Here is a 23751-nt window from a genome sequence, read left to right on the forward strand (position 1 = left end):
TCCGAAGTATTCGGCCAGCACATTATTTTCATGAAGGCCTTGTTGTCGGAATAGGTGACGATGCCGCAGTTTACACACCGAATAAAGGTTTTCAGCAAATAGTCTGCACAGACACAATGGTCGAAGGGGTTCATTTTTTACGTAAAACAATGGAGCCTTTTGATATCGGCTTTAAATGTTTGGCAGTGAACATTAGTGATATTGCCGCAATGGGCGGGATTCCAAAGTATTTTTTAGTTTCCATTGCGATTCCCTCTCGATGGCACGAGAAAGACTTACAATCTATATACAAAGGAATGGCAGATGCCGCAGAAAAATATAAAGTGGATTTAATCGGTGGAGATACTGTTTCTATTGCTGATCACCTCGTCATCACCGTCACCTTGATTGGAGAAGTTGAACGCGGGAAAGCCCAATTGAGAAGCTCAGCAAGACCGGGGGATGTGGTTTTTGTTACGGGTACTCTGGGGGATTCAGCTGCTGGATTGCACCTTCTATTAAACGATGAGTTCAATTTGCCGGAGGACGATTATCAATATTTAGTATCTCGCCATAGACGTCCGAAGCCGCAAGTAAAAGCGGGCAGGATTATTTCTGAAGTGGATCGGGCGAGCCTTAATGATATTAGTGACGGTATTGCAAGCGAATTGAATGAGATAGCTGACATGAGCAACGTACAAATCGTCGTACATAAAGATCTTCTTCCATTAAGTGATTCAATACAATTATTGCCGTTAGAAAAGCAATTTGAGTGGGCTATCACTGGAGGAGAAGATTTTGAACTGGTAGGGACGACTTCTAAACATTCCTTTGAAGTGTTGAAAAAAAAATGCGAGCAAGAAGGAATACGCATAACGAAGATCGGAGAAGTATTTGAAGGCAGCCCATCGGTTTATTTGCAAGAAAAAAATATTCGCAAACGGCTACTAAGCAAAGGCTACAATCATTTTAAAAAAGGTGATTCATTTGGATCAATTTGAAATAAAAACGACAAATCCTGAAGAGACAGGGAATATGGCGATGAAGCTGGCTCAGCACTTACAAGCGGGCGATGTGATTACGCTTGAAGGAGATCTTGGAGCAGGCAAAACTACATTTGTGAAAGGACTGGCAAAAGGTTTGGGCATTGGCAGAACAGTGAACAGTCCTACTTTTACAATCATGAAGGAGTATACAGACGGCAGACTGCCGCTTTATCATATGGACGTTTATCGGATTGAAAATAGCGATGAGGATTTAGGGTTTGATGAGTTTTTTGATGGAGACGGTGTAACAGTTGTAGAGTGGGCGCAATATATAGAAGATCAACTGCCGGAGGAAAGACTGGATATATTCATCCGTTACATTCAGGACAATGCAAGATCTCTAATTTTTAGGCCGAAGGGAAAAAGATATATTAAGCTGTGTAAGGAGTTTTTCACTGATGACGGTATTAGCGATTGATACATCAAACGACTGTTTAGGCATTGCGTTAGTAGACGAAACTAAAATTATTGGCGAATATATGACGAACTTGAAAAAAAACCATTCTGTTCGTGCAATGCCGGCAGTTGATTATCTTTTGAAAGAGTGCCACGTTCAGCCCAGCGACTTAACAAAGATTGTGGTTGCCCAAGGTCCTGGCTCTTATACTGGTGTGCGAATCGGTGTAACAATTGCTAAGACGCTTGCATGGGCTAGAAACATTCCTTTAACGGGCGTTTCCAGTCTTGAAGTGCTTGCGCTGAACGGGCGTTTTTTTGACGGATTGATTTGCCCTTTATTTGATGCAAGAAGAGGACGAGTTTATACCGGGCTGTATGAATTTAAAGAAAACATACTTTGTGTGAAAGAAGACAGAAATATTCTGCTAGAAGATTGGTTGAATGAAATAAAACAGCTCAAAAAGCGGGTGCTCTTTTTAGGGAATGATGTTTCTCTTCATTTAGATCTGATCAAAGAAATAATGGGTGAGTTGGCAGTCATCGGGGATCCGTCATTGCACCAGCCGCGTCCGGGATTGCTAGGTTTGATGGGAATGACTAGAGAAGCAGTCAATGTTCATCAGTTTGTGCCAAATTATTTAAGGTTAGCAGAGGCGGAAGCGAAATGGATCGAGCAGCAAAAAACGTCAACATGATTAATAATCAAGTAAATGTTCGAAAAATGACAGTTGAAGATATACATCGTGTTTATGAAATCGAACAGCTGTCATTTTCGGTTCCTTGGACAAAGGAATCATTTTATCGGGAATTGGTCCATAATCATTTTGCTACTTATTTAGTAATAGAATATGAAGGAAAAGTTGTAGGGTATTGCGGTTTATGGGTGATTGTTGATGATGGGCAGATTACCAATATTGCTATTTCTCCAGCGTATCGGGGAAAAAAGCTGGGAGAGACCCTGCTTAGAAGCGTTTTAAACGTAGCAAAAGAAAAAGGAGCCAAAACCGTTACATTAGAAGTCCGAGTTTCGAATACGGTTGCGCAATCATTATATAAGAAATTGAATTTTGAACCAATCGGAATCCGGGAAAACTATTATACGGATAACCAAGAAGATGCGATATTAATGCAGGTGAATTTATAATGAAAGATCGATTAATTTTAGGAATTGAAACAAGCTGTGATGAAACAGCAGCTGCCATTGTGAAAAACGGAAAAGAAATTGTTGCACAAGTCGTTGCTTCCCAAATTGAAAGCCATAAACGTTTTGGCGGAGTCGTTCCAGAAATCGCTTCACGCCATCATGTCGAGCAAATTACTCTCGTATTAGAAGAAACGTTAAAACAGGCGAATCTTTCGTATCACGATTTGAACGCCATAGCCGTGACAGAAGGACCGGGGCTGGTTGGTGCATTATTGATTGGAGTCAATGCCGCAAAGGCTTTAGCTTTTGCGTATGATCTTCCACTAATCGGAGTACATCATATTGCAGGACACATTTATGCAAACCGTCTTGTGAAAGAATTTTCTTTCCCGCTGATTGCATTAGTTGTTTCCGGCGGCCATACAGAGCTTGTCTATATGAAGGAGCACGGTTGTTTTGAGGTGATTGGGGAAACACTTGATGATGCAGCAGGAGAGGCTTATGATAAAGTAGCGCGAACATTAAACCTGCCTTATCCGGGCGGGCCTCATATCGACAGGCTAGCACATGAAGGAACTGCTTCCATTGATTTGCCGCGAGCATGGCTTGAAGAAGGCTCGTTTCATTTTAGTTTCAGCGGGCTGAAGTCAGCGGTGATTAACACTCTTCATAACGCGGCGCAAAGAGGGATCACGATAGATCCGAAAGATATGGCTGCAAGTTTTCAGCAAAGTGTTGTAGAAGTTTTAGTGGAAAAAACTGTTCGTGCCAGTGAGAAGTATCAAGCTAAGCAAGTTCTTTTATCAGGCGGAGTAGCGGCGAATAAAGGATTAAGAACTGCTATGGAGGTAGCATTCAAAAAGAAAAAAGGGATCGACCTTGTCATTCCACCATTGTCCTTATGCACAGATAATGCGGCCATGATTGCAGCTTTCGCTGATGTACTTTATGAAAAAGGAATTTTCGGTGATTATCGTATGAATGCTCATCCTGGATTGGAATTAACGTCATATATATAAAGGCAAAATAGGGTCGAATGAACAGCGGCCCTATTTTTTTATTTTAACCACAGGTTATCCACAAAGAAAATCTTCATTTTGGATAAATAAGACGAAACGTTGAAATAGAAGAAGAAAAAATAAGGTGAAACATGTGGATAACTAAAGGGGTTTGTTGTGGATAATGTGAACAAATAAGAAAAATATTATAAGGTAAGGAACTAATGATGTGGATAACTGTTTGAGAGAAACATGCTGAAGGAAACAAAATAAATAAAAAACCGGCATGAGCCGGTTATTCAGAAAGAAGTGATTCCCATTCCTCTATCAGCTGATCTAGTTGTTCCGTTAACATGACATTTTGATCATGAAGTTTTTGAGCTTTTTCATGATCTTGGTATATATTTGGATCGCAAAGCATTTCATTGTTTTCAGCGATCGCTTCTTCAATTTCTGCTATTTTGTTTTCAAGTTCTTCAATGCGGCGCTGTCTTTGCCGTTCCTTTTTTTTCAATATTTTTTCTTGTTCATAAGATAATTTTCCTTGTTTTTGCTCTTTGGTTTCGATAGTTGGTTCTTTCAACTGTTCAAGCTCGATCATCTCCGCTTTTTTTGCAATGTAATAATCATAGTCCCCGATATATTCGGCAATGCCTTCTGTGGATAATTCAAAAATTTTGGTCGCGATTTTGTTGATAAAATAACGATCGTGCGAAACAAACAAGATTGTTCCAGGAAAATTTATCAGAGCGTTTTCCAATACTTCTTTGCTGTCGAGATCCAGATGATTCGTAGGTTCATCCATGATGAGAAAGTTAGCTTTTTTTAGCATTAATTTCGCTAAAGCGAGCCGAGCTTTTTCTCCTCCGCTTAAAGACGAGACGGTTTTCAGCACTTCATCTCCTGAAAAAAGGAAATTCCCTAAAACCGTTCGGATTTCTTTTTCTGTTTTTTCGGGATAGTCATCCCACAATTCATCTAAAACCCGTTTAGATGAAGACAAATCCGCTTGTTCCTGGTCATAATATCCGATTTGGACATTAGATCCAAACTGAATTTTTCCGCTCAGCGGCTTTAAGCGGTTGATGATCGTTTTTAATAAGGTAGATTTTCCAACTCCGTTTGGCCCTATTAAGGCAATTGAGTCCTTCCTGTTGATCGAAAAGTTAATATTTTTCACGATCGGAGTTTTTTGATCGTAGGAAAGGGACAAATCAATGGCTTTTAACACGTCATTGCCGCTTTGCTTTTCGATTTCGAAGGAAAAGCTGGCTGACTTCTCGTCCCCAGCGGGCCTGTCCAGTATTTCCATTTTCTCAAGCATTTTCCTTCTGCTTTGCGCACGTTTCGTTGTCGATGCTCTTGCTAAGTTTCGTTGAATAAAATCTTTCATCCGCGCGATTTCTTCTTGCTGTTTTTCAAATTGTTTTAATTCCCTTTCGTACGCTTCCGCTTTTTGTTTTAAATAAGCGCTGTAATTCCCAACATACTTCGTACAAACTGTTCGTGATATTTCATAAACAGTGTTGACAACGCGATCTAAAAAGTACCGGTCATGGGAAACAATTAGAACCGCTCCATTATAATGCTGTAAATATTGTTCGAGCCAGTTTAATGTTTCCATGTCGAGATGGTTTGTCGGCTCGTCGAGTATGAGCAGATCCGGTTTTTTCAACAGGAGCTTTCCGAGTGCTAACCGGGTTTTTTGTCCTCCGCTCAAAACCGAAATTTTAGTTGAATAGTCGTAATCAGCAAACCCTAATCCATGCAGCACAGAACGGATATCCGCCTCATATTGATATCCGCCATTTTCTTTATATAAATGTTGGAGTGAATCATATTCCTTCATTAAGCTTTGCAAAGCATGAGAATCTCCAGCTGAGGAGATAGCTGCCATTTTTTGTTCAATATTTCGCAGCTCAGCTTCGATGTTCCGCAGCTCTTCAAAAACGGTTAGCATTTCATCCCATATCGACTTAGTTGATTCTAATCCTGTGTTTTGTGCCAGATAGCCGATTGTTAAATCTTTTGGCTTCACAATTTCACCAGAATCAAAGGGCATTTCACCGGCAATGATTTTCAATAATGTTGATTTTCCGGCTCCATTGCGGCCTACAACGGCGATTTTATCTCCTGTTTGGATTTCCAGCTTAATATTCGATAAAATAAGGTCAGCACCATAATATTTTGTGATTTTGTTTAACTGCAATAAAATCATCCATAGTTCACCTCAATCTTTGCTAGAATAAGTGTAGCCTATATATTTGACTGCAGGCAACTGACCTGATGAACAAAAGGACAAGAAATTGTAACAATCGTTCAAAAGACACGAATAAAAAAATAGTGTATAGTTTTTATATAAGGAGAGTTTGGAGAAAAAACAAATAAAAAGAAATGTAGACGGAGAAGAAGATCAGGATGGAAGCGTTATCAGTCTGATATTGTTTCATACAGGCGAGCAGCCGCTTGCTAGAAAACATAGTTAAAAACAAAATTAGTCAGGTTGTTTTGGATTGCGAGGGATGAGCATTGAATCAAGATCAATCTAAGATACCGCAAGCAACTGCAAAAAGATTACCTCTATATTATCGGTTTTTGCAAAATTTACATGCCTCGGGAAAACAACGTGTTTCCTCTCAAGAACTGAGTGAAGCAGTAAAAGTAGATTCTGCGACAATTAGAAGGGACTTTTCATATTTCGGAGCGCTGGGCAAAAAAGGTTATGGATATAATGTCAATTATTTGTTATCATTTTTTAGAAAGACGCTTGACCAAGATGAGTTGACCAAAGTTGCCCTCATTGGAGTCGGAAATTTGGGAACAGCTTTTTTAAATTACAATTTTACAAAAAATAACAACACACAAATTGTTATTGCATTTGACATTAATAAACGAAAAGTAGGAATGAAAATTGGTGGAGTTCCAATTTATCATTTGGATCAGCTAGAAAGTGAATTGCCTGATGATGTGCCTGTTGCGATATTAACGGTCCCGGCAACTGCCGCTCAAGGAATAACGGATCGGTTAGTGGAAAAAGGCATAAAAGGCATTTTAAATTTTACGCCGGCTCGCTTAAATGTTCCGGATAAAATTCGGATTCATCATATCGATCTATCTGTTGAACTTCAGGCTCTTGCATATTTTTTAAAACATTATTCGAATGAAGATTGAAGGAGCGATATTAAATGCCAACAATTGGAATTGGAAGCTTGCTGTTGATTGTATTTGCAGCTCTGCTTGTTTTCGGGCCGAAAAAACTTCCTGAGCTTGGAAAAGCTATAGGAGAATCATTAAAGGAGTTTAAAAGTGCCACGAAGGGCTTAGCAGACGATGATGAAGAAAACAAGAAAAATGAATAGCAAGAAGAATGGATGAATAATGATGAGCGAAAAAAAAATGTCCGTGTTGGAGCATATAGCGGAGCTTAGAAAACGGCTGATTATTGTAGTCGTTTTCTTTTTCGTTGCTATGATTACTGGCTTTTTCATAGCGAAGCCAATTATTGTTTTTTTACAGCAAACTGATGAAGCAAAGCAATTCGCCTTAAATGCTTTTCGTCCTGCAGATCCATTGATCGTTTATATGCAGATTACATTTATTATTGCTTTAATTCTAACTTTCCCTGTTTTATTGTACCAGCTTTGGGCGTTTATCAGCCCAGGACTGTATGAAAAAGAAAGGCGGGTCACATTAAGCTATATACCGTTGTCGGTTGCTTTATTTCTTTTAGGAATAAGCTTCTCTTATTTTATTTTGTTTCCTTTTGTCATCGATTTTATGGGGCGGCTTTCCAATGATTTAAACATTCAACAAATGATAGGAATAAATGAATACTTTCGTTTCCTGCTGCAGTTAACATTGCCTTTCGGACTGTTGTTTCAGCTTCCCGTTGTCATTATGTTTTTAACAAGACTCGGGATCATCAATCCGGCGTTTTTGGCAAAGGTTAGAAAATATGCGTATTTTGTATTGCTTGTTATCGCAGCGATTATTACGCCGCCTGAAATTGTGTCGCATTTAATGGTCACGATTCCGCTATTCATTTTGTATGAAATAAGTATCATTGTTTCAAGATTTGCTTACAAAAAAGCACAGTCTTCTCAAATAAAAGAATCAGATCAAAAGTAAAACCGATGGGCTGTTATAAACATATCCCTCTTGTGAAGACAGTATAGGCTTTTTTCCTACTGTCTACACAAGAGGGATAATATCATTACACCTCATCGGTTGTTTTTTGCTTTCCGAATTTTATATGAGAAAGTGAACATGCGGATGGAAACAGCAAAATCAAACGTGGCTAAAATCATTAAAATCATATTTGTAGCTGTCCACATACCATTTTCAGCATGATGAATTGCTAAATATGTAAATAGAACTCCCATGATAAAATAGAAGAGTCCCATGGAAACGGGATGAAAATTCATAATCTTAGCTGCCTCCAATAATGATTTGTATTTGTTCCATTTGCTTCATCATGTTTTCAATCTCATCATGATAAATTGTTTGAATGATGACTACGATTGTATTCATCATTGTATGGGCAAAAATAGGGACTAATATGCGTTTTGTTTTATAATATAAAAAAGCGAACGTAAACCCCATTGCTGTATAACGCAATAAAAGTTCAGGTTCCCCATGCACGATGCCGAACAATAGCGAGCTGACAAGCGCGCCGATCCAAAAATTCGTTTTTTGATAAATCACCCCGAAAATAATTTTTCGGAAGATAATTTCTTCAATAATCGGTCCTATTATTGATGTGACAATAATCAAATAAGGCGTTGCTTCAATTAAATCCATAATAACTTGAGTATTTTCCGACATCGGATTAACTTTAAGTACATATATTTCAATATTGCCAACGATTGTTTGAATGAAAAAAGCTAAAAAAACTCCGAAAACAGCCCATATGGCAGATTCGCCGAAAGAAGCTTTTTCAATCCGGACATTATTTTTCCGTTCATGACGAAGGAGAAATAAAATAATGACGAACGCAGCAGTAAAACTTGTAATCGACCAATATGCTTGCGCTTGAAAAAGTCCTGCATTGAGATTTTCATCGTCGCCAACACCCAGTTCATAAAAAAGGGGAACTCCAATATAGGATGAGAGCTGCATAATGATGTACGTAATGATGATCCACCAATATTGCTTTTTCACGAATAGTTCTCCTTTATAAAAGATTCATATGACTATTTTAACACACAATGGTTTTAAGAAAGAAAAACAATTTTGACAAGGTAAGCACTTAATGGAGGATGTTAAAATTTTTTTAAAAGAGACTTGAAAAATAGAGGAGGTTTCTTTAATATAATAATTGGTGTTAGCACTCGATAGCAATGAGTGCTAATAATGAATAAGGAATAAATTTTGAAAATCTCAAAAGATATTTGAGGAGGTTGTTTCCCTTGTTAAAGCCATTAGGTGATCGCGTTGTAATTGAACTTGTTGAAACAGAAGAAAAAACAGCAAGCGGCATCGTATTGCCTGACACAGCTAAAGAAAAACCTCAAGAAGGTAAAGTAGTAGCAGTTGGTACTGGTCGTGTATTAGACAGCGGTGAACGTGTTGCAGTTGAAGTTGCTGTTGGCGATCGCATTATCTTCTCAAAATACGCCGGCACAGAAGTAAAATATGACGGCAAAGAATACTTAATTTTGCGTGAAAGCGACATTTTGGCTGTGATCGGCTAATAGAGACAGCCCAATATCATAGACAATTTAAATTTTGAGGAGGTTTTCGCAACATGGCAAAAGAAATTAAATTCAGTGAAGAAGCACGTCGTGCAATGCTGCGTGGTGTGGATAAATTAGCAGATGCGGTTAAAGTTACTTTAGGACCAAAAGGCCGTAACGTTGTTCTTGAGAAAAAATTCGGTTCTCCGTTAATTACAAACGATGGCGTTACGATTGCAAAAGAAATTGAATTAGAAGATCCATTTGAAAACATGGGTGCAAAATTAGTTGCAGAAGTTGCTAGCAAAACAAACGATGTTGCTGGGGACGGTACAACTACTGCAACAGTTTTAGCTCAAGCAATGATCCGCGAAGGACTTAAAAACGTAACAGCTGGCGCAAACCCAATGGGTGTACGTAAAGGTATTGAAAAAGCAGTTGCTACAGCTGTTGAAGAATTAAAAGCAATTTCTAAACCAATTGAAGGAAAAGAATCAATTGCTCAAGTTGCTGCTATTTCTGCTGCGGATGATGAAGTAGGTAAATTAATTGCTGAAGCAATGGAACGTGTTGGTAACGATGGCGTTATCACTATTGAAGAATCTAAAGGTTTCACTACTGAGCTTGACGTTGTAGAAGGAATGCAGTTTGACCGCGGATATGCTTCTCCATACATGGTAACAGATTCTGATAAAATGGAAGCTGTTCTTGAAAATCCATACATTTTAATTACTGACAAGAAAATCTCTAACATCCAAGAAATCTTGCCAGTTCTTGAGCAAGTTGTACAACAAGGCAAACCTTTATTAATCATTGCTGAAGATGTTGAAGGCGAAGCTTTAGCAACATTAGTTGTGAACAAACTTCGCGGTACATTTAATGCTGTAGCTGTAAAAGCTCCTGGATTCGGTGACCGCCGCAAAGCAATGTTAGAAGATATCGCCATTTTAACAGATGGTGAAGTTATTACAGAAGATTTAGGTTTAGATCTTAAGAGCGCTACTATTTCTCAATTAGGCCGCGCTGCAAAAGTTGTTGTAACGAAAGAAACAACTACAATTGTTGAAGGCGCAGGCGCAAGCGACAAAATTGCAGCTCGCGTAAATCAAATTAAAGCTCAATTGGAAGAAACAACTTCTGAATTTGATAAAGAAAAACTTCAAGAGCGCTTAGCAAAATTAGCTGGCGGCGTAGCAGTTATCAAAGTTGGTGCCGCTACTGAAACAGAATTGAAAGAACGTAAACTTCGCATCGAAGACGCTCTTAACTCCACGCGTGCAGCAGTGGAAGAAGGAATTGTCTCCGGTGGTGGTACAGCTCTAGTTAACGTTTACAAAAAAGTTGCTGAAATTGAAGCAGAAGGCGACGTGCAAACTGGTGTAAACATCGTTCTTCGCGCTTTAGAAGAGCCAGTTCGCCAAATCGCTCACAACGCTGGTTTAGAAGGCTCTGTTATCGTTGAACGCTTGAAAAAAGAAGAAGTTGGAATCGGCTTTAACGCTGCTACAGGCGAATGGGTGAACATGATCGAAGCTGGTATCGTTGACCCAACAAAAGTAACTCGTTCTGCTCTTCAAAACGCAGCATCCGTTGCCGCTATGTTCTTAACAACTGAAGCAGTTGTTGCTGACAAACCAGAAGAAAACAAAGGCAACGGCAACCCAGGCATGCCTGACATGGGCGGAATGATGTAATAATTGCTCAAAAATCTTGGAACACCAGGGTTTCCTGGTGTTCCTTATTTTTTTGACCACATTTTGACCACGAAAAAATCACAAATTTTTATAAAGCTTCTCATAAGTTTCACTGGGCTTTTGGGGAGCTTCTTTATTATTAATGGCGCAACATTATTTTCTTTTTAATAGAATAACGATGTAGAGAAATGATAATTAATAGGGACAATATTTACTGACTAGGTACCGTCAACAATTTTGTGTAATGTAAGATAGATAGGGGATCGCTGAAATGGATTTGGAATAGAGAGGGACTGTTTCCTCCACGGGGTTGTCCAAAAAATCAGTTACCCTGACTTTTTGGACAGCCTCTTTTATCGTGACTCCAAAAAGGCGCCCGATAACTGAATAACACGTGAGCTTTCATTAGTGGGTATAGCCTAAAAAGAACCTCTATCTCGTTCCTTTAAATGATTATCAAACGCCTCTTTAAACCTTATCCTTCTTGGGTGAAACAATTTTTCCCTTAACCTGCTTTAACGTCGCTACTATAAGAAAGCTAACAATCACTAATAAGAACCACGAACTTACCTTTCCTAGATGAACGAGGCTCCATGCATCGGTTTGGTTTGGATATTCCCAAGCTCCAAAGAACGTTGCGATATTTTCGGCTATCCATATAAAAAATCCGATGAGAACAAAAGAAAGTACGAGTGGCATACGGTAACGAGTTCCATCAACCTCGAATGCGACCCATGATTGCCAAAAAACGATCATTACAATTCCAGTTAACCACCAACGAACGTCAATCCAATAATGGTGGGTGAAAAAATTTAAATAAATCGAAGCTGCAAGAGGTACAACTACCAAAAATGGTGTCCAATTAACCAGTTCAACCTTAAGCCTCCTCCACGCCTGGCAAAGATAACTCGCTACACTTGCGTACATGAATCCACTATACAAAGGCACTCCAAAAATTTTGAAATATCCTTCCTCTGGATAAGACCAGGAGCCCATATGTACCTTGAAAAGTTCAAGAGCAAGTCCAATAAGATGGAACAATGTGATAACCTTTAGTTCATCCCGTGTTTCAAGCCCAGAACGCACCATCCACCACTGCATCAGAAGGCAGATGATGAGCAGCCAGTCATACCGTGGCAGGAAGGGAAGTGGCATGATTTTTGTGAAAGCCAAAGAGGCAAAAATAACGACAGGAAACAAACATGATAGAGCCTGCTCCCAACCAAAACGAACGAGTTGTTTTAGGGCTCTCATGATCTGTGCCTCCAAAGGTTTTTTCTGAATATATGTAAGCCCTGCTTAGTATAGTAGCTATATAGATTTAGGGTTATGTACATAGGTTCACCACCGAATAATTTCTTTTATTTTAAAAGGCTGTTTAAAGAAGATTTATATCATCTAATTCCTTTTTATTCCAAAACATTATGAATGGTTAAACTCATGAGTAACTCCCCTTATAAATTTGATTCATTTGATACTGGATATTATTACAGCAATGATAGAAACTCAGAATATCATGGTGGAATAGGAGATTGCCAACGAAAAAATGAAATGTTAACCCTCCTACTGCCACCATTTTTGAAAGAATTAGTACTTATAAAAAATGTCAACAATAACATCCTGTAAAATATCACCGCTTTATTATCCTTGGGTGTCTTCGTCACTTCTGTATTCTAAAATATCTCCAGGCTGACATTCTAAAGCCTTACAAATCGCATCTAAAGTTGATAATCGAATCGCTTTTGCCTTTCCATTTTTCAATATAGAAAGGTTAGCCATCGTTATTCCAACCCTCTCCGAAAGCTCTGTAACGCTCATTTTCCTTTTAGCCAGCATTACATCAATATTGATTATAATTGCCAAGTTATTCACCTCAGATCGTTAAATCATTTTCTGATTTTATATCAATGGCAGCTTTTAAAAGCTTTTGAAGAAGAGCTGCAAAGACTGCAATAATCGTTGAAGCAAAAATAACGCCCAATCCGATTAGCATGATACCTGGGGCGTCTTCTAACTTCGCAGCGATATAGAAGAATGGCAAACCTGGCACATACAATAAACTGATTGTGATTGCACAGTATTTTATATTCTTTAAAGCCTTTACAGATAATTCCGAGAAAGCTTTGTTCTTGTCAATATAACTTAAAAGTTTAAAAGCTTGATACAGAGCAAAGAAAAATGGTACCGCCGATACATACATAACTATTAATAAGCTATATAGTACATAAGCGAACTCCGAATCACTTTCTGCTGCTTCTTTAGCTAACATAGGCAACCCAAATATACATAAAGCAAGAACTGGAGTTCCGATAATAAAAACAGCTATTTTTAAAAACAATGTTGATCCTTGTTTCATAAAAACAACCTCACTTATTTATTGTTAATTTGATTTTAATACGCATTTTATCGTTTTACAATAAATTATTATTTAATTTTATTATATTTTTATTGTTTTATAGAAATATCCTTTTAATTTTAGACAAAAATAAAAAGCATTCCTCATTTCAAAGAAATACTCTATAACTTAAACTATTCAATTTACAACTTGTTCAACTAACCTGTAACGTTAATTTAAATACATGAAGCTGCACGGGATAGTTTAGTTATCGGAATTAAGTAAATTTATAAAAACTATATTTTTATAAAATAATGCTTAAAATAGGTGCACAATAACTTCTACATTAAAAATCTAGTATTATTAAGGCTTCAAAAGGTGTCAAAACATAGTGACATAAATCAAAGGAGAAAATAACATGAAATATAAAACATACAAAGCAACAAATTTAACATACCTTAAAACTGCTGGGGGCTCATACGTGTATAAGCATGAAGTTGCTTGCTGAACTGCAAAGAGGCGATACTTTGGTCGTGACAAAATATTTCTAAGTGGCTTATGATGCTAAAGGTCATCAGTTAAGCAACGTATCTATTCCCATTAATTAAATTTTGGTGTGTTTTGTTCAAATAGCAACGATGTTCTTTTTTCAAATGGGTGCGTTTCTGCAATAAACAGAAACGTGTTGAAAAGGGAATTTGACCCACAAGAGGATTAACAGTTGTAGTTAGCGACTTAACATACGTGAGAGTGAAAAAATGGCATTACATCTGTTTATTTGTCGATCTTTATAATCGAGAAATTATCGGCCATAGTGCAGGTCCCAACAAAGATGCCTAACTCGTCTATGAAGCATTGTCGACTGTGAAAGCTGATTTGCAGCAAATTCAATTATTCCACACAGACAGAGGCAACGAATTCAAAAACAAGACCATTGATGAAGCTCTAGATACTTTTCAGATTAATCGGTCGTTAAGCATGAAAGGCTGCCCCTATGACAACGCAGTAGCTGAAGCAACCTTTAAAATCATGAAGACCGGGTAAATATTTCGAAAGTGTAGAACAACTCAAAATGGAATTAGATGATTATGTTCATTGGTTTAATCATATTAGAATCCATGGAACGCTAGGGTATTTGAGCCGATGGAGTATAAAGAAAAACACCTCAAAAAAAGTGTCTCGTTTAGTGTTGACATACCACAGTTTTCTACTCTACTATAAATTGTGTATAACTTTGCGGGTAACTTGATTCGTACAATAAACCAATTTAACTTCGTATTATGCTTATAATGCACCAATTGTTAATTTTCCCTTTTTTCCTCCCAAAGTCGTGTGCGTTCTTCAAAACTCACTTCTTTGTGTATTTGATGCAGCATCCATTGATAGCCGAAAGGGTCAATAAATATGGCATTTGACACTCCGTAATCAGGCATTTCAGTCACCGGTTGCACCTCAGTACAGCCCGCACTGGTCACCTTTGAAAATGTTTCCTTGATGTCAGGAACAAGGATGTTAAACCAAATCGTTTTAGGTTCATCCGGGTTTGGGGCTTTCAACCCGAATTTTGGGTTTTCATCCAACATGTGAAAGCGTACTCCGTATAGGGTAAAAATGACTTCATTTTCACCTTTAGGAAAATCTGTAACCTCAACACGCTCGATATCGAATATTTTTTCGTATAATTCCAATGCTTTCAAGCTGTCTGTAACAACCATATCAATTTCTACTCCAACCATTATGTACACACTCCTTTTATAGCTTCGCTATTTCCTGCTAATACGCAATAAATATGCATTAACTATTGTCATTATATACCTTTATCATAATCATCACAATGTCTGTGCCAAAATACCTATTAACCGTTTGACTTCTTCCTCTAACTCTTATATACGCTTGTTTTTAGCAATGATAAGGACATCTTTGCTTGCATCTGTCATTTCCCGTTTTAACTTGCGTTCAGTATTGATATTTACTTATGTAAAAAAATAATAGATAGAGCATACACAAAATACCGTGTAGCCTATCTATTAGCATAGTTTAGATAAGAAATTCTGGATATAATTTAGTTTTTTCAGAAAGAAGTTTGTTTAATAGTGATATGGAAGATTACAAAATGCGGCAGTATTTTTGTTGCGCTTGCATCGATTGGGTTTTGGTCGGATGCAAAAACATCGATTATGCCAATGATGTATAACATTGGAAACTACGGCAAAGGCCAAATAATCGGATTGCAGAGAAGCAGCATACTTAAAAATATAGAAATTTGAATCAAATTTCAAAACGTATTGATTCATGTGGCTGCTTAAACGGAGTGAATGACCAAATGGCGCTTTCGACGAAATCCATTGCTTTTAGTTAGCCCGCAAATGCTGTTCATTTGATTCCTATAAACTTGGTATGGAGTCTGTTTGAAAAACAAAAACATTCCCTTCCTGTATAACATTCATTTCTATATTCAGGCATGAGCTTTTGCAAAAAGGGGCAGGTGATAGGACTTTGCACGGCATACAGACCAGTCTATCACCACACCCGCCCCACAGGTTGAATATGATGCCACTGTACAAGGCTTTGATTGTATAAAAACTCAATGATTCACAAGTGATTTCAAAAGGTCTAAACAGGGATTAAAATGTTTTTGAAATCATATCAATCGAAATAAAACGACTTCTGTCAGGAGATTTCTTTATACTTGAACTTTCATTTCATCCCATTGTTTTAGTTGTCTTAAAGATTCTTTATAGTAATTGACCACCACATCTAAATAGTTTCCATGCTTAATCGGCGTAAATGGATTGGGGCCTTCTGCGACCATTTCCATTATAATCGGTCCTTTGAAACCAATTTCATCTAAAGCTTTTATTTGACCTCTAATATCAGAGTGTCCGTTACCTATAGCTTGCCTATTGGAATCAGCGACATGATAAACACCCAGCTTATTCCCTGCGTCCTTGATTGCCTGAATTGGACAAGCCTCCTCAATATTCATATGATATGCATCTAATAATATATAAAGGTTGTCGCTTTTTACTTCATTAATTAATGAAATCGCTTCCTTTGCTGTTAAGATTTGATGGTTCTCATACCGATTGAGTACTTCAAATACAACTTGAAGGCCAACTTCCTCCGCTTTATTTACAATCTCCTTCGTACTAGCTACAAGCAAATCCCAGTCTTTTGTTAAATCTCCGCATCCATGTATTTTCCCAACATCACCATGTAAGCAGATTCTGTTGGCGCCTAAATTTTTCGCCCAACTGATTAGGTCTAAAAAATATTGTAAGGCACTAGCTCGAATATTTTCATCAGAACTGGAAATGTCTACATTTTCAGGTGTTACGGACAATACCTTCAAGTCATATTTTTTTAAAATCGCTGCTAACTCTTCCGGAGATTGTGACAAATCCCCTTGGACTTCCACTCCGTCAACACCAATCTCCTTGGATATTTTACATTTCTCTTCAAAATCTATATCTCCAAACGTCCATAAACAAAGACCATAATCTCTTTTCATATTATTTTCCCTCCGGCAAGTAGTAATTTATACAATTCTATTATTTATAGATTGTATCAAAATCTGAAATATTCTGAATACTATAAGTTATAAGATTTTGAATCTGTTAAGCTTTCACAGATTCAATACTAGTTATTGCAATTTTGTTGAAACGGATCTAGTCCTGTTATCTTAGTTTTACAGTTGGCGGATCAAATATAATAGTAATTTCCGATTCAGAATCTATAACTTTAATTCCTTCTTCCATTCATTGTTTTGCAGCTTCAAACAGGTAAGTCCTCAGCTTGTTCTTTCTTCATTTACAAGATAGTCTAATTCTTCTTATATCAGATTTTCTGCTTCTTCCGGCCTATTATTTCATCTTTCTTTCCAATAGTTAATATTTCCTGTTTTACACGTATTTCCTGTAATAAAATTTACAATTAACCCTATATATGGTAATTGATAAATAAAGGGGCATGCAAAAAAATTGTCGTCTCTTCATCATTTTCTGTAAACAATATCTTTTGCTACACTTGTTTTAATTGCAGGAGAAGTATTTGAACCGGTAGGACTGCAGGTTCTGGTTCCAAATCTAGATCATGATGTGGCTGTTGCTCTTCTTAATCAAGTTGAGCCTTTTTTAATATGGCAGTTTGTTTTATTGTATTTTGGTGTTAAAGCATTATTGAAATCTGAAAGACGGGTTGCTCCTTTACTTATTGTAAGTATTATCTTTGTAGCAAACTTGACATTAAAAACAATTCCATCGATTATGACAAGTTTCCTATAAATTAAGGAGAGTAGTTATTATGAAAAAAAGAATGCTCATATTTTTATTGGTCACGGCGTTTTTTACAGTTTCGGTTATTATGGTTGAGTTAAGTATCCGTTCAGCTGTTTTATCGCCATTTATTCTTCTCGATTCAAAAAAAAATGTAGGAGTCCAGAAGCTTTTAACTGGCTATTCCATCTACCAAGGGGACTATCTTTTAGATATTGAAAATACTGAAGAAGACTCTACCAATCGTCCGCTCGCTTTTCATATTGGACCTATTGATTATCAATTTACCAAAGTCAATACAGAAAACATTATCTTACCTGCTCGAGAAGAGCTGACTGTTATGACGAGAAGAGGGGTTAAACCGTCTTTTAGTAAGGAAGTGACGATTCAGTCTAGTAAGAGGAAATTTTTTTTTAATGAATATATAATACGTGCTGCAAAAAATGATGGATCATTCTCCATCCAATTGAAGACGGAGTTTAGTAAAACTCTTACTTTTTTGATATATGGTTGTTCATTTTTATTGCCTTTTCTTTTGGCATTGTTTATTAACAAGGTTCTTCCATGCCGCAATCTTTTTACATTGTTTGTTCCGTTTATCTTAGCTGGAATCCTTCCATTGATATTAAACTATCATTTTTCGATGGGTTACGCACTACTTTTAACAAAATCATACATTTGGAGCATTTTGTTATGTATCTTTCTCCCGACGTTTTTATCAGTTTCATTGACAACTGCTATATACCAATGGACGATAAAAAGTGATGAGGATATTGAAGGAGAGTCTGAAATGGAGGAATCAGATTTCCTTGAATTTTCAAAAAGGGAAAAAGTTATAATTTTTGTACTCACCATAGGAAGTCTTGCTTACTTTTTCTCATTTTTCCTTTTTCCACTATCCCTATATGTAAAAATTGTGGACAAATGGTATTTATTTGCTGCTTGGTATTTATCGTTAACCCTTATTATAATGCTAGTTTATACTGTAATACATCGTTTCATGGGGAACTATGAAAATGTGGGATTCACCGAGCAATTTTACTCTTTGAAAAAAACGATAGAAGCTGCATGTAGTATAAACGTTAACCTATTTACGAAGAAAGAGTCCGAGAATGAGACGAATGCTTGGGTGTATAGTACTCCTTTTGCATCTAAAAAAAGCATTAACATTTACATGACAGAAGGTTTGATAAAAAAATTTACTTTAGATGAGGTAAAGGCAGTGTTATTTCACGAAATTGGACATATCAAACGAAAGCATGGTCGTTGGATACTGTTTATTACTTTTGGAGTAGCGACGCTTATTAGTTTGCTGATGTTCTTTACTAGAAAAATTATGCTAGGATTTGGATGGGGACAGTATATCCTTATTTTCCCAGTTGGTATAATCGCTTTAATAGGGCTCACAGAATGGCTTCCGAATAAAATTAGTAAAATGTTTGAACACCAAGCAGATGAATTTGCTGTAAGGCAATTGGGGAATAAGGAGTTATATATTCAAACATTAATGAAGTTAGAGCGAATCAGTGAAAAAGAGAATGACGAGTTTGACTTCAAAAGGAAAGAGTGGAAAGAAACTCATCCATCCTTCCAAAAAAGAATTAACTTTATCAAGGACTTGGTATGAACGTGAAAAATATATTTCGACTTAAGGCGTTTGGTATGGCATTTTTGGAAAGAAATCGAGATGTTTTTTTACTTTCACTTTTAATTGTTTTAATAAGTTTTTGTGGACCAATGATTTATTTGCAGTTAACTGATGTAAGAGAAGCAACAGACATGGAACAGGAGGCTGTAGTAATAGTTTCAGAAAACCTCGATGATGAGGAGCTTACGTGGCAGTCTATATTTTTTCATAATTTCATGATTTTATTGCCAGCATGTATTGGTGTGTTTTCATTTGGTTTCGTTTTTTTGGTATATCCTTTTACAAGGATATTTATTAAGTACTAGTAGGGGCTGTCTTTGAAAGTCAAATCGCCATTGAAAATAAAAAATCATAAACACCGATATATTAACGTTTCTAAAGCATTAATGGGGGCGTCAATAAGCCGTAAAAACGACTTATTAAACACCCCCATTCTCTTTTTGATTTGTATTTAAATATACAATTTTTCATGTGTTTTTGGAATCCTAGCAATTATACTTGTTGGGGCATTCGCACTAAAGCCTGCAGTAGTGACTTTTAAGTGATTAAAAAAGCCCTTTTTCCAAAAAAAGAGATATTAAAGATATGTCTTATACTGTTTGTGCTCTATGTATTTTTTCTTCCCTTGGCAGCGTTAATGGAAGGTCTTATACAACAAGGCTTTGAGAAATGGGGCCTTATATGAAAAAAATTTGGCTTATATGGAACAATCGGACACGGTTAACTATTAATAAAATTGTGTACCAGGATGAAAGCATGATAATAGTTAGTAGTTCCTATTTTACAAGTGTTATATGGAATTTAATTTACAATCAACCCTATATATGGTAATCTAGGGGATTGAAGGTATTTGTATAAAATTGCTAATTTAGGAGATAGTATCAATGAAGCAATGTGTAGACCTGAAAAAAAGGATTTCTTGCTAGTCTTTTAACTTTTGCATTAGGTTTAATGGCAGCTCAAGTTACTACTGAAATAGGAACTGTAAATTCATCTTTCGCATGATTAGCTACTAAACTCGGAATTAAACAGGCTACAGCAGGGCTTATTATTGATTTGGTTTCTGGAGGTTCAACTCTTTGGTCGATTGTAGCGGCAGTAGCTGGACTTAGCGGCGCAATTGGAGGTATTACTGCAATTAAAGCCGTTATTCAAAATTCAGGAAGAAAATATGCTATTGCTTGGTAATTAAAGCTGAAAGAGTACAAGCACAAGCTGCGGAAATCCGGCAAAACTTGTATTCGCAGCTAATACTAAAATTAACATGCCCCTTCTTTTTTCTGTTTACCTAGTCAGGAGGTGCCAATTCAATAATGTTTACTAGTAATTCTGTCTTTTCTTTTATAGATAAAATGATCAATATAATAAAATATAACAGAAAATCTGCTCTGCGAAAATTTTTAGCAGACTGGCAGCTGGATAAAATTGATCTTAGAAAGATATATAGATGGATTACACTCATTGTGATTTTTATTATGAGTGCTTTGTTTTTTTTCACAGTATTTTTAACTGGTTATATCATCAAGGATCTAGATGCAAATACATGGTTAAATGCCTTTTTGAGCTTTGTAATATTTCTTGCTTTCTTCAACTCATTAAGTTTCTTTAATAAAAAATCTTCTGTTTTTTATTATGACACGACAAAAATGTTGTCTCAATTAAAAAGTTATAGAGTGTTGCAAGTCATTGCTTCTATTTATGGTGACTCATTGAAAAATACAGTGATAATGTGGTTCGTTTTGTTAATGCCTGTAGTTTTAGGGATACATATAAATTACCCAAGTTTTGAGCTGAAATTTTTGATTTACTATTTTCCGCTATTTAGTCTATTAAGTTTAATAATGACTATGTTTTTTTCATACTTCCGCTTTTTGTTTGCCCATTTTTTTTATATACAATCACTGCGTTTATTAAATCGCTTTTTTCTATTTATAGTCGTTGCGCTCTTATTTTTTTTATTACCCTTCACGATCGCTTCACTGTTATTCAATTCACAAAAATTTGGAATTAAATTAGCAAATATTGTGATAAAATATCAGTCTTTTTTAATGGAACTCGGTCTGCCTAAGGACATATATAATCTGGAATTTCATATACTTTTCATCGTTTTTCTTTTCATGCTATCCATAGCTGGTGTATTCACTTTGATATGGATCAAAACATTAAATCATTTAGATTTAATACCTTATTACCAAATTCGTACCCGTAAAAACTCTATATCTGATAAAGATAAGTTCATAAATACGAATAAATATTTTTTTGTAAAAGACATACTTCATATTAAGCGTGTTAGTTCATGGTTTATTGGGCATATAGGAAAAACTATATTAGGCTTGCTAGTATTTATCGGAATTGCCTTGCCAGTCGTACAACATTTTATTGATTCAACATCACCGTTGTTTTTTTTATCCATTATAACAGTATTTGCTTTTGCCATATTTCAAATTGTTGGCGAATCACTAAAAATGATATTAGCGATTGATACAGAGGCCAAGAATATACACTTGCTTGTTTATACCAAATATACAATGTGGGATATTGTCAAAGAAAAATGGTATATATATTTTATTTTTACATTTCTAGTCACTTTTTTCGTCGTCTTATTATCTTCTGTTTTTATAAATGTAAATATTTTTCTGTATGCTTTATCAATCACTATTATGCTCACCTATGGTGGACTGAGTGGTTTATTTCAAATATTCTCAACAGCGTTATACCCACGGATAAATTGGGAGCATCCCTATGAAATTGGTGAATCCCATAAAGCTAATTTTATAGAAAGCATTTTAAATAATGGTCTAACTTATCTATACACGGTTTTCATAGGAGGATTACTGATCGCAGATCAATTTTTCGGATTAAAATTAAACACTATGGTTGCATGTATTCTTATATTAATTCTCGTTGCTTTTTTCTTTTGCGCTTATGCCATCGTTGCTGCGTATACTAAACAAATTTCAGTCAGGGAGGTTTTCTTAAAAAATGATTAAGGTGAAAAATTTATCTAAAAGATATGATGAAAATATCGTTTTAGATAACCTTAATTTCCAAGTGGATACGGGTTGTATCTATGGGATTGTTGGTACGAATGGTGTTGGGAAAACTACCTTTCTACGTATCCTTGCAGGTTTATCCAAACCAGATAATGGTGAAATATACATTGATAATATGAATCCTGTTGGTAATAAAAGCAATAAAAAAATAAGTTTTGTTCCTGATTCCGCTTCTTTATATGAATATTTAAGCGGGGAAGAATATCTTTTGTTCTTTGCATCTATTTTAGATGTTCCGAAAGAGTTGCGAAAAGATAAAGTTTCTTATTTAATTGACCTCTTCAATTTAACATCAGCAAAAGATGAATTGATTAAGACATATAGCCACGGAATGAAACAAAAGGTATCTATTGCATCAGCATTATTGAACGATCCAGATATATTATTATTAGATGAACCTTTGACAGGAATCGATTTAATCAATTCACATATTATAAGACAGTATATAAAAAAGTTTGTAAAAGCAGATAAAACAGTTATTCTAACGACACATTTACTTGAATTGGCACATTCTCTATGCGATAAAATAGGGATTTTACATAAAGGTAAAATTGTCGAGGAATTTTCAACCAATAAATTAAGTCTCGATTCAATAGAAAAGCGTATTACATCAGTTTACTTAGGTAAAAATTCTGGAGAAATGATGAGCAAATGAATTTTCAGGGAAGGGGTATAAAAGATGTTGTTCGTAAGCTTGTATCTAATAACAAAATATTGTTTGTCATTTCTTTACTTTTATTTTTTGGGGGGATGGCAGGGGGGTATTTGTTTAGAATAGATGCAGTAAGAGGAGACTTAAACTATATACAGGCTTCTGATGTAGAAAACTTACTTTTTAATAATATAAAGGCATCACTAGTTATTGCTTCAGGATTACTTTCTCTTGGTATTTCTACTGTTATATTTTTGATAACTAATGGGTTAATAGTCGGTTCCTCTATTCAGCAGCAATTGGAGCTTGGATTGTCTATTTCAAGTATTTTTGTAAAGCTAATCCCGCATGGAATATTTGAGATACCTGCGATATTAATAAGTGGAATCATTGGATTAAAAGGCGTATCAATTATTATTGAATATTTCCGTACTTCTTTAAGTGCAAAACAGCTAATAAAACAGACGTTATTTGAAATAACCCTATTAACCAGTATAATATTAATTTTCCTTACATTGGCAGCAATAATAGAATGGTATATAACCCCATTATAATATTGGAGGTCATGTCATGAGTGCAAAATTTGCAAATTTTCTATCAACTGCTCTTTTTTTCTTAGCATTGATCGTTATAGTACTAACTAAAAATCTATATTTAGGTTTATTCCCCTTAATTTTGTCTATGTTTATTCTTGCTTGGCAATTAGGAGGAAAGATAAACAATAAAATGTTAAAATTCATTTTTTGGGGCTTTGAATTTCTGTTTCTTTTTATACTCTCATTTTTTTTAATAAATCATCTTCTTACGAGGGGTATATAAATGAATATTATGAATAAACCAAGTATCAAGTTAGT

The 23751-nt window shown here is 35.9% G+C and carries 24 protein-coding genes and 2 pseudogenes (1 of these 26 only partly in view); 18 read left to right on the plus strand and 8 right to left on the minus strand.

Annotated elements, in window-relative coordinates:
- The 5 genes in view from thiL to tsaD are tightly spaced (each overlapping or abutting the next) and all read left to right on the plus strand, a layout consistent with a single transcriptional unit that may run on beyond the window.
- On the plus strand, positions 1-980 hold the 3' portion of the coding sequence (gene thiL / locus NSQ84_RS02020; protein WP_063388678.1) for a thiamine-phosphate kinase. Its footprint begins 28 nt before the window's first position; only the last 980 of its 1008 coding nucleotides appear in the window; its start codon lies beyond the left edge, outside the window; it ends in the stop codon at positions 978-980.
- Entirely contained in the window at positions 967-1443 is a 477-nt protein-coding gene (gene tsaE / locus NSQ84_RS02025; RefSeq protein ID WP_311066801.1) for a tRNA (adenosine(37)-N6)-threonylcarbamoyltransferase complex ATPase subunit type 1 TsaE, read from the plus strand. Before thiL ends, tsaE begins: the two co-directional genes overlap by 14 nt.
- Complete coding sequence (tsaB, locus tag NSQ84_RS02030; protein ID WP_117017331.1) at positions 1424-2119, plus strand: tRNA (adenosine(37)-N6)-threonylcarbamoyltransferase complex dimerization subunit type 1 TsaB; 696 nt, start codon at positions 1424-1426, stop codon at positions 2117-2119. Before tsaE ends, tsaB begins: the two co-directional genes overlap by 20 nt.
- On the plus strand, positions 2089-2568 hold the full coding sequence (rimI, locus tag NSQ84_RS02035) for a ribosomal protein S18-alanine N-acetyltransferase (protein WP_063388681.1): 480 nt from the start codon (positions 2089-2091) through the stop codon (positions 2566-2568). Before tsaB ends, rimI begins: the two co-directional genes overlap by 31 nt.
- Complete coding sequence (gene tsaD, locus NSQ84_RS02040) at positions 2568-3587, plus strand: tRNA (adenosine(37)-N6)-threonylcarbamoyltransferase complex transferase subunit TsaD (protein WP_117017330.1); 1020 nt, start codon at positions 2568-2570, stop codon at positions 3585-3587. Before rimI ends, tsaD begins: the two co-directional genes overlap by 1 nt.
- A 274-nt stretch (positions 3588-3861) precedes the next feature.
- Here tsaD and NSQ84_RS02045 read toward each other — a convergent pair whose 3' ends face one another.
- Entirely contained in the window at positions 3862-5784 is a 1923-nt protein-coding gene (locus tag NSQ84_RS02045; RefSeq protein ID WP_066248100.1) for an ABC-F family ATP-binding cassette domain-containing protein, read from the minus strand.
- Positions 5785-6095: 311 nt separating this feature from the next.
- On the opposite strand from NSQ84_RS02045, the gene NSQ84_RS02050 reads away from it, so the two are divergent.
- The 3 genes from NSQ84_RS02050 to tatC are packed head-to-tail and all read left to right on the plus strand — an operon-like array spanning position 6096 to position 7694.
- Positions 6096-6737: a redox-sensing transcriptional repressor Rex gene (locus NSQ84_RS02050; RefSeq protein WP_063388684.1), complete on the plus strand. Its 642-nt coding sequence runs from the start codon at positions 6096-6098 to the stop codon at positions 6735-6737.
- A 14-nt stretch (positions 6738-6751) separates the two neighbouring features.
- A complete protein-coding gene (locus tag NSQ84_RS02055; protein WP_063388685.1) occupies positions 6752-6925 on the plus strand; it encodes a twin-arginine translocase TatA/TatE family subunit in 174 nt (57 codons plus the stop codon).
- A gap of 22 nt (positions 6926-6947) precedes the next feature.
- Positions 6948-7694: a twin-arginine translocase subunit TatC gene (gene tatC, locus NSQ84_RS02060; RefSeq protein ID WP_066248101.1), complete on the plus strand. Its 747-nt coding sequence runs from the start codon at positions 6948-6950 to the stop codon at positions 7692-7694.
- Between the two features lie 92 nt (positions 7695-7786).
- Here the strand turns inward: tatC and NSQ84_RS02065 are convergent, their stop codons facing one another.
- Both NSQ84_RS02065 and NSQ84_RS02070 read right to left on the minus strand, forming a co-directional pair.
- Positions 7787-7990 carry a YdiK family protein gene (locus NSQ84_RS02065; protein WP_063388687.1) on the minus strand — a complete coding sequence of 68 codons (204 nt, stop codon included), beginning with the start codon at positions 7988-7990 and terminating at the stop codon, positions 7787-7789.
- Positions 7991-7994: 4 nt separating this feature from the next.
- A complete protein-coding gene (locus NSQ84_RS02070) occupies positions 7995-8726 on the minus strand; it encodes a type II CAAX endopeptidase family protein (RefSeq protein WP_066248103.1) in 732 nt (243 codons plus the stop codon).
- 248 nt (positions 8727-8974) lie between these two features.
- On the opposite strand from NSQ84_RS02070, the gene groES reads away from it, so the two are divergent.
- Both groES and groL read left to right on the plus strand, forming a co-directional pair.
- A complete protein-coding gene (gene groES, locus NSQ84_RS02075) occupies positions 8975-9259 on the plus strand; it encodes a co-chaperone GroES (RefSeq protein WP_063388689.1) in 285 nt (94 codons plus the stop codon).
- 53 nt (positions 9260-9312) lie between these two features.
- Entirely contained in the window at positions 9313-10935 is a 1623-nt protein-coding gene (gene groL / locus NSQ84_RS02080) for a chaperonin GroEL (RefSeq protein WP_063388690.1), read from the plus strand.
- 468 nt (positions 10936-11403) lie between these two features.
- Here groL and NSQ84_RS02085 read toward each other — a convergent pair whose 3' ends face one another.
- From NSQ84_RS02085 to NSQ84_RS02095, 3 genes are all read right to left on the minus strand, one after another.
- On the minus strand, positions 11404-12189 hold the full coding sequence (locus NSQ84_RS02085) for a DUF817 domain-containing protein (protein ID WP_339212189.1): 786 nt from the start codon (positions 12187-12189) through the stop codon (positions 11404-11406).
- Positions 12190-12576: 387 nt separating this feature from the next.
- Positions 12577-12798 carry a helix-turn-helix transcriptional regulator gene (locus tag NSQ84_RS02090; RefSeq protein ID WP_063388940.1) on the minus strand — a complete coding sequence of 74 codons (222 nt, stop codon included), beginning with the start codon at positions 12796-12798 and terminating at the stop codon, positions 12577-12579.
- Positions 12799-12808: 10 nt separating this feature from the next.
- Positions 12809-13291, minus strand: a complete 483-nt coding sequence (locus NSQ84_RS02095; RefSeq protein ID WP_063388939.1) for a DUF2975 domain-containing protein — start codon at positions 13289-13291, stop codon at positions 12809-12811.
- A 699-nt stretch (positions 13292-13990) separates the two neighbouring features.
- Here NSQ84_RS02095 and NSQ84_RS02100 point away from each other — a divergent pair.
- Positions 13991-14519: pseudogene (locus tag NSQ84_RS02100) on the plus strand (DDE-type integrase/transposase/recombinase); the annotation flags it as partial.
- 52 nt (positions 14520-14571) lie between these two features.
- Here the strand turns inward: NSQ84_RS02100 and NSQ84_RS02105 are convergent.
- Positions 14572-15006: a VOC family protein gene (locus tag NSQ84_RS02105; RefSeq protein WP_066248109.1), complete on the minus strand. Its 435-nt coding sequence runs from the start codon at positions 15004-15006 to the stop codon at positions 14572-14574.
- A gap of 381 nt (positions 15007-15387) precedes the next feature.
- On the opposite strand from NSQ84_RS02105, the pseudogene NSQ84_RS02110 reads away from it, so the two are divergent.
- Positions 15388-15483 (plus strand): annotated as a pseudogene (locus NSQ84_RS02110) (ABC transporter permease); the annotation flags it as partial.
- Between the two features lie 470 nt (positions 15484-15953).
- Here the strand turns inward: NSQ84_RS02110 and NSQ84_RS02115 are convergent.
- On the minus strand, positions 15954-16781 hold the full coding sequence (locus NSQ84_RS02115; RefSeq protein ID WP_130158259.1) for a sugar phosphate isomerase/epimerase family protein: 828 nt from the start codon (positions 16779-16781) through the stop codon (positions 15954-15956).
- A 791-nt stretch (positions 16782-17572) separates the two neighbouring features.
- Here NSQ84_RS02115 and NSQ84_RS02120 point away from each other — a divergent pair.
- From NSQ84_RS02120 to NSQ84_RS02145, 6 genes are all read left to right on the plus strand, one after another.
- The gene (locus tag NSQ84_RS02120) at positions 17573-19171 is read left to right on the plus strand and encodes a M48 family metallopeptidase (RefSeq protein ID WP_339212190.1); all 1599 of its coding nucleotides are present in this window, start codon (positions 17573-17575) and stop codon (positions 19169-19171) included.
- Positions 19172-19173: 2 nt separating this feature from the next.
- Entirely contained in the window at positions 19174-19497 is a 324-nt protein-coding gene (locus NSQ84_RS02125; RefSeq protein ID WP_339212191.1) for a hypothetical protein, read from the plus strand.
- A gap of 751 nt (positions 19498-20248) precedes the next feature.
- A complete protein-coding gene (locus tag NSQ84_RS02130; RefSeq protein ID WP_232515647.1) occupies positions 20249-20380 on the plus strand; it encodes a hypothetical protein in 132 nt (43 codons plus the stop codon).
- Positions 20381-20505: 125 nt separating this feature from the next.
- On the plus strand, positions 20506-22182 hold the full coding sequence (locus tag NSQ84_RS02135; protein WP_130158053.1) for a hypothetical protein: 1677 nt from the start codon (positions 20506-20508) through the stop codon (positions 22180-22182).
- Complete coding sequence (locus NSQ84_RS02140) at positions 22175-22900, plus strand: ABC transporter ATP-binding protein (protein ID WP_117017319.1); 726 nt, start codon at positions 22175-22177, stop codon at positions 22898-22900. The genes NSQ84_RS02135 and NSQ84_RS02140 overlap by 8 nt, the downstream gene beginning before the upstream one ends.
- Positions 22897-23451 (plus strand): stage II sporulation protein M, encoded by a 555-nt coding sequence (locus NSQ84_RS02145; RefSeq protein ID WP_130158051.1) that lies wholly within the window; start codon positions 22897-22899, stop codon positions 23449-23451. The genes NSQ84_RS02140 and NSQ84_RS02145 overlap by 4 nt, the downstream gene beginning before the upstream one ends.
- The last annotated feature ends 300 nt before the right edge of the window (positions 23452-23751 follow it).

Origin of the sequence: Aeribacillus sp. FSL K6-3256 (assembly GCF_037965805.1) — a bacterium.
Taxonomy (GTDB): Bacteria; Bacillota; Bacilli; order Bacillales; family Aeribacillaceae; genus Aeribacillus; species Aeribacillus composti.